Annotated in this window: 8 protein-coding genes and 1 other annotated feature; all 8 genes read left to right on the forward strand. The window is 33.6% G+C overall.

From position 1 onward, the window contains the following. The coding region (locus ACT8VG_RS05640; protein ID WP_444195374.1) for an FAD-dependent oxidoreductase at positions 1-388 on the forward strand (388 nt) is incomplete at its 5' end. Positions 389-452: 64 nt separating this feature from the next. After that, the gene (locus tag ACT8VG_RS05645; RefSeq protein ID WP_444195375.1) at positions 453-1,895 is read left to right on the forward strand and encodes a Y-family DNA polymerase; all 1,443 of its coding nucleotides are present in this window, start codon (positions 453-455) and stop codon (positions 1,893-1,895) included. Continuing rightward, positions 1,892-2,296: a hypothetical protein gene (locus ACT8VG_RS05650; RefSeq protein WP_117458574.1), complete on the forward strand. Its 405-nt coding sequence runs from the start codon at positions 1,892-1,894 to the stop codon at positions 2,294-2,296. The genes ACT8VG_RS05645 and ACT8VG_RS05650 overlap by 4 nt, the downstream gene beginning before the upstream one ends. Before the next feature lie 117 nt (positions 2,297-2,413). Then, positions 2,414-4,309, forward strand: coding sequence for a molecular chaperone HtpG (gene htpG, locus ACT8VG_RS05655; RefSeq protein ID WP_444195376.1), 1,896 nt, complete (start codon positions 2,414-2,416; stop codon positions 4,307-4,309). Positions 4,310-4,351: 42 nt separating this feature from the next. Next, positions 4,352-4,594 carry a hypothetical protein gene (locus tag ACT8VG_RS05660; RefSeq protein ID WP_432269454.1) on the forward strand — a complete coding sequence of 81 codons (243 nt, stop codon included), beginning with the start codon at positions 4,352-4,354 and terminating at the stop codon, positions 4,592-4,594. 126 nt (positions 4,595-4,720) lie between these two features. Next, positions 4,721-4,924: a binding site (T-box leader), on the forward strand. A gap of 53 nt (positions 4,925-4,977) precedes the next feature. Next, positions 4,978-5,721 carry a transporter substrate-binding domain-containing protein gene (locus ACT8VG_RS05665; protein WP_117458571.1) on the forward strand — a complete coding sequence of 248 codons (744 nt, stop codon included), beginning with the start codon at positions 4,978-4,980 and terminating at the stop codon, positions 5,719-5,721. A 70-nt stretch (positions 5,722-5,791) separates the two neighbouring features. Beyond that, positions 5,792-6,475: an amino acid ABC transporter permease gene (locus ACT8VG_RS05670; protein ID WP_444195377.1), complete on the forward strand. Its 684-nt coding sequence runs from the start codon at positions 5,792-5,794 to the stop codon at positions 6,473-6,475. Positions 6,476-6,482: 7 nt separating this feature from the next. Continuing rightward, a partial coding sequence (locus tag ACT8VG_RS05675) for an amino acid ABC transporter ATP-binding protein (RefSeq protein ID WP_444195378.1) occupies positions 6,483-6,960 on the forward strand: 478 nt, incomplete at its 3' end.

The raw sequence follows: 6,960 nt of genomic DNA on the forward strand, positions 1-6,960 counted from the left end.
ACTTGTAGGTGCTGAAACAGCTGAATACCTTGCACTTAGAGGTAATGATGTAAGTATCGTAGAAATGATGGATACTATTGCGAAAGAAGAATCAACTACAATCCGTCCAGAAATGATGGCTGATTTTGAAAAGCATGGTGTTAAACAGTTTACTAATACTAAGGTAACAGAAATTACTGCAACTACAGTAGAAGCAGAAACTGCAGAAGGTAAAGTATCACTTCCATGTGATTATGTAGTATTTGCAGTAGGTGCACGATCTAACGCATTTGACATGACTGCATTAGAAGAAAAGAATATCCATGTTCAGGTTGTTGGTGATGCAAATAAGGTGGCAGACATCAATTCAGCTATTGAATCTGGTTATCTTGCAGCAAACGCTTTATAAGATGCTTGAGACAGGCTATGCCTGTCTTTTTGTGTTATAATACACTTCTCAAGGAGGTGAAATCATGGCACATGTTCCCACATATCTTGCAATAGATATTAAATCATTTTATGCATCTGTAGAATGTCTAGAAAGAGGACTCGATCCACTAGACACCAATCTTGTTGTTGCAGATGCCTCACGTACAGAAAAAACAATATGTCTTGCCGTCTCTCCGAGTTTAAAAGCCTATGGTCTTCCTGGACGTGCAAGATTATTTGAAGTGATTTCTAAACTAAAAGAACTCAATCATCAAAGAGAACCACTTGAGGGAAGTTCTTTTCTTGCATCAAATCTTAATAAGAATAAACATAAAGCTATAGATTATATTATTGCGAAACCCCGTATGTCTCTCTATCTTGAATATTCGACACGTATTTACTCAATCTACTTAAAGTATTTCTCTCCTGATGATATTCATGTCTATTCTATTGATGAAGTCTTTATCGATGCAACACATTATCTTGATACATATGAGTTAGATGCTTTTCATCTTGTTCAAAATATTATTCATGATATATACAAAGAGGTAGGTATTACTGTGACTGCAGGAATAGGAACGAATCTTTATTTAGCTAAAGTCGCGATGGATATAGTTGCCAAACATAAAGAACCAGATGAGAAGGGAGCACGCATTGCGTACTTAAACACATATGCCTATAGAAAACTATTATGGTCTCATACGCCTCTGACTGACTTTTGGAGAGTAGGTAAAGGTATTTCTAAAAAACTCAATAACATAGGTTTATATACAATGGGAGATATCGCAAGATGCTCATTAGAAGATGAAGAAAAACTATACAATCTATTTGGAGTCAATGCAGAACTGCTTATTGATCATGCCTGGGGTTGGGAACCTTGTACCATGCCTGCCATTAAAGCCTACAAGGCACCTTCTAAAAGTATTGGAACAGGTCAGGTATTATCATGTGCTTATGATTATAAGAAAACTGAAATCATTTTAAAGGAAATGATAGAATCCTTAAGCATGGATCTCTTTGAAAAACATCTAGTGACTAATAAGCTTGTCCTTACAATTGGCTATGATATTGAGAATATGAAGGAATATCGTGGAGAAATCATGGAAGATCGTTATGGCAGAAAGCTTCCAAAGCATCTCCATGGAACAATTAATTTAGTTAGATATACATCTTCTTATAAGCTCATGTGCGACGCCTTATTACGTTTCTATCACTCACATATAAATCATGCACTTACAATAAGAAGAATTCAGCTCAATGCAACACAGGTAAGAAGTGATGATGATATTCCTGTAACTTATAAACAGCTTTCTTTATTTGATGAAGAAAAGATAGAAGTGGATTTATCTAAAGAAAAGAAATTGCAGAGTGTCACACTTGATATTAAGAAGAAATATGGTAAGAATGCCTTACTTAAAGGCGCTGATCTTCAGGAAGGGGCCACAACTAGAGATAGAAATAAAATGATAGGAGGGCATAATGCATGAATTATGACGATATAATCAATATGAAACATCCTACTTCAATAAATCATCCAAGAATGTCCATGAATAATAGAGCGGCTCAGTTTGCACCCTTTGCAGCTCTTAAGACACATGTAGATAAAATAAGTGAAGCAGGAAGACTTACGACTCAAAAACGTATATTAGATGAAGATAAAAGACAAGTATTAAATAGAGTACTTAACAATCTACTTATTAATAAAAAAGAACATCCTTTTATCACGATAGATTACTTTCTAGAAGATGAGTATAAAGAGGGTGGGTCTTACGTAACAGTAAGAGGTCAGTTTAAAGATATTGATGAAATCAATAAAAGAGTGATACTACTAGATAAAACAGCCATTCTCATCGAAGATATTTATCATATAAGTATACTGAAGGATTAAGACTGATTCATTTCAGTCTTTTTGATTGTTTAGCACTCAAATATTGACAATGCTAATAAAGGTGTGTATACTGTCATTAGCATTTAAAATACTAGAGTGCTAAAGGAGCGTATAAAAATGTCAGATAAGAAAGAATTTAAAGCAGAGTCTAAAAGACTCCTCGATTTAATGATTAATTCTATTTATACTCATAAGGAAATCTTCTTAAGAGAATTGATTTCGAATGCCAGTGATGCAAGTGATAAGCTTTATTATAAAGCATTACAAGAAAATATTTCTGGTTTCTCAAGAGAGGATATGGCTATCAACCTAATTGCTGATAAGGAAAACAGAACCCTTACAATTGCAGATGAAGGGATTGGTATGAATAAAGAAGAACTAGAAGAACATTTAGGTACTATCGCAAATTCTGGCTCTTTTGAATTCAAGAATGCCTTAGAAAAAGGTGTCAGTGATGTAGATATCATTGGTCAGTTCGGTGTAGGTTTCTATAGTGCCTTCATGGTGGCTGATGAAGTAGATGTTTATTCTAAGAAATATGGAGAAGATAAGGGTTACTTATGGAAGAGTGATACAAGTGATGGTTATACTATTGAAGAAGCTGAAAAAGCAACACATGGTACAACTATTGTACTTCATTTAAAGAAAGATACTGAGGAAGAAGATTACAGTAAATATCTTGATCAGTATGAAATCGAAAGACTTGTTAAGAAATATTCAGACTATGTTCATTACCCAATCAAGATGGATGTCACTACTTCTAGAAAGAAAGAAGACAGCGATGAATATGAAGATGTTGTAGAAAACAAGACTTTAAACTCACAGGTTCCTTTATGGAAACGTCAGAAGAAAGATATCACTAAAGAGGAATATGATGAATTCTATAAGGCTAAATTCAATGATTTTGAAGCCCCTCAAAGAGTGATGCATAATACTGTAGAAGGTGCTGTCTCTTATACTTCATTATTATTCATTCCTTCTAAAACACCTATGAACTACTATTCACAGGACTATAAGAAAGGCTTACAGCTTTATTCACGCGGTGTCTTCATCATGGATCATGCAGAAGATTTAGTGCCAGAACACTTCAGATTTGTGAAAGGTTTAGTTGATTCACAGGATTTAAACTTAAACATCTCTCGTGAAATGTTACAGCATGATAGAAAGATGAAAGTCATGGCTAATAAGATTGAAAAGCGTATCCAGACTGAACTTGAAAATATGTTGAAGGATGATCGTGATGAATATGTGACATTCTTCAAAAACTTTGGTATGCAGTTGAAGTTTGGTATCTATAACAGCTATGGTATGTTGAAGGATAAGCTTCAGGACCTACTTATGTTCTATTCTTCTGATAAGAAAGAACTTATTACATTAAAGGAATATGTAGAAGCTATGCCTGAAGATCAGAAGGAAATCTATTTTGCTTCTGGTGAAACAGTAGAAAAATGTGATTTATTACCACAGGTAGAATCTGTTAAATCTAAAGGCTATGATGTTTTATATATGACTGATAATGTAGATGAATTCTGCTTACAGATGATGAGAGATTATGATTCTAAGACATTCAAGAATGTCACTCAGGGTGATTTGGACTTAGAAACAGAAGACGAAAAGAAAGAACTTGAACAGAAGACTGAAGACAATAAGCCATTACTTGAAATTGTTAAGAAGGCTTTAGGTGATAAGGTACAGGATGTTAAGTTATCTCATCGTTTAAAATCTCATCCAGTATGTCTAGCAAGTGGTGATGGTGTATCATTTGAAATGGAAAAGGTATTAAACCAGATGCCAGATGCACAGGGTGTGAAAGCAGGAAGAATTCTTGAAATCAACCCAGATCATGATTTATTTAAATCATTACAGTCTGTATATGAAAAAGAACCTGTAAAGATTGATGAATATGCATCTATTCTATTTGATCAGGCACTATTAATTGCTGGATTCTCTATTGATGATCCTGTAGAATTCTCTAATAAGATCACAAAGCTTATGATTGAGGCTTCTAAATAACAATTCAATTTGATATAATGAGAGCAGAAAAGAGGGATTTTTATGAAATTATTCTTATCTGCTCTTTGTTTATGTGCGAGCGGATTGCTAATATATGTTTCTTATAAATTGATTTATGCTTATACAATGATTGATCAGTTCCATGATGCATCATTAAAATGGATTGAAGCATTAAAAGAGAAGGATGAAGACTTAGAAAACATCCAGATGATCTTGTCTCAATATGAAAAACCAATTGATTTTACTTATAAAGTTTTTCATAAAATACACTCTTTTGTGAAATAAATCGTTTAAAGTTTGCGAATAACATAAATATATATAGAAAATATAGATTTTGCATAAAAATATGAAAAATATCATTTTTATTGTTGACAATTAAAATCGTCTGACTATAATAAGACACATACATAAGAAAACTCAATGACAAAGAGAGTAGTTTAACTAGAAATCTAAGCGAGCTGGCGTAGGTGAGAGGTCAGTATGGAAAGTTAGATGAACCGCACTTTTGAGAGGATAATCTGAATACATAGGATTATCGGTATTCCGCCTTAAGGATAAGAGAGGATTTAGGAATAAATCAAGAAGAGTGGTACCGCGTTAATTGACGTCTCTTGCGAAAGCAAGAGGCGTTTTTGTTTTCTTAAATTAAAAAAAGGAAGGGCATATTTATGAAAAAATTATTAAGCGTAGTATTAGTTATGTTACTTGCTGTTGGAATGACTGGTTGTGGATCATCATCTAACGGTAAAACTGAATTATTAATTGGGGTATCTCCAGACTATCCACCATATGAATCTTACAACAATAAGAAAGAAATGGTTGGATTCGATATTGATATGACTAAGGAATTAGTTAAGATCATGAACAAGAATGGTGGTAACTATTCTTACAAATTTAAAGCTTTAAGCTTTGATGCTATTTCATCTTCACTCACTTCTGATCAGGTTGATTTAGGTATTTCTGGTTTCACTTATCATAAAGATTGGAAAAACATTCTTTGGTCTCATGCATATAACACTTCTGAACAGATTGCTTTAGTAAAAGGTGATTCTACTTTCTCAAAAGTATCTGATCTTGAAGGTAAAAAGATTGGTGCTCAGTTAGGTGCTACTGGTGTAGATGCTGCAAAAGATATTAAAGGTGCTCAAGTTACTACTGTAAAAGATGCTAAAATCTTAGTAGAAACTTTAAAATCTGGTGGATTAGATTCAGTTGTTCTTGATGGTGCAGTTGCTGAAAACTATGCTAAGAATGCTGGCTTAAAGATGATTGATGAACCATTAATCAAAGAAGAAAACATGATCATCACTAAAAAGGGTAACGACAAGTTAATGAAAGACGTTAACAAAGCAGTTGATGAATTTGTTAAATCTGATAAATACAACGAATTAAAAACTAAATGGGGTTGCTAATTTATTAATCACATAAGTGCAGATATGTTCTGTCTGCACTTAATTTTTTATTGTTAAGGAGTCAATGCGAATGAAAACAATTATGGATATTCTTACGCCGTCTAATATTCAATTCATGATTTTCACTGGTGCAAAGTACTCTCTATTACTTGCAATAGGGGCTTTATTCTTCGGTGTTATTCTTGGAATTATTGGTGCGGCTTTAAAACTTTCAAAACATTTTGTATTAAGAGCAATTGGAAATATTTATGTAGAAATCTTCCGTGGCACACCAATGCTATTACAGATCATGTTCTTATACTTGGCAGTACCTACTGTTGTTCAGTCTATTATAGGACAAAGATTCCAGGCTGATCCATATGTATGTGGTTTAATTGCTATGAGCTTAAATAGTGGTGCTTATCAGGTAGAATTAATTAGATCTGGTATTTTAGGTGTTGATAAAGGTCAATGGGAAGCATGTGAAACAATTGGTTTAAACTATGTTCAGACTATGCGTTATGTTATTTTACCACAGGCATTTAAACGTATCATTCCACCTCTAATTAGTGAATTTATTACATTAATTAAAGACTCATCACTTATTTTCACAATTGGTGCAGTAGAATTACTTGCCACTGCAAGTGTTATTGGTGCCAATACATTTAACTATCTTGTACCTTTAACTGCAACAGGTGCTATTTATTTAGTAATGACACTTTGTATTTCAGCCATCGCAAGATATGTAGAAGGGAGATTAGCTGTCAGTGACTAACGATATCATGATCCAGGTGGATCACATTACAAAAAAATTTGGTAAATTAAAGGCTGTAGATGATGTATCTCTTACTTTAAAGAAGGGTGAAATTGTCTGCCTTATTGGACCTTCAGGTAGTGGTAAAAGTACAGTACTTAGATGTATTGATCACTTAGAAAAGCCTGAAGCAGGTTCTATTTATATTGATGGTGCACTTTTAAAGGAAGGTACACCTGAATATAACAAGTTAAGAAGTAAAATGGGATTTGTATTCCAGCACTTTAACTTATTCCCTAATATGACTGTATTAGAAAACTTAACACTTGCACCTCTTAAGGTCATGGGTATGACAGAAGAAGAAGCCAATGCAGTGGCTATCAAGTACTTACAGAAAGTAGGTCTTGAAGATAAGAAGGATACTTATCCTAATAAGTTATCTGGTGGTCAGAAACAGAGAGTCGCAATTTCTAGATCTCTTTGTTTAAATCCAGAAGTTATGCTAT

Origin of the sequence: Catenibacterium sp., from assembly GCF_052354645.1 — a bacterium.
In the GTDB taxonomy this organism is placed as follows: domain Bacteria; phylum Bacillota_I; class Bacilli_A; order Erysipelotrichales; family Coprobacillaceae; genus Catenibacterium; species Catenibacterium mitsuoka_A.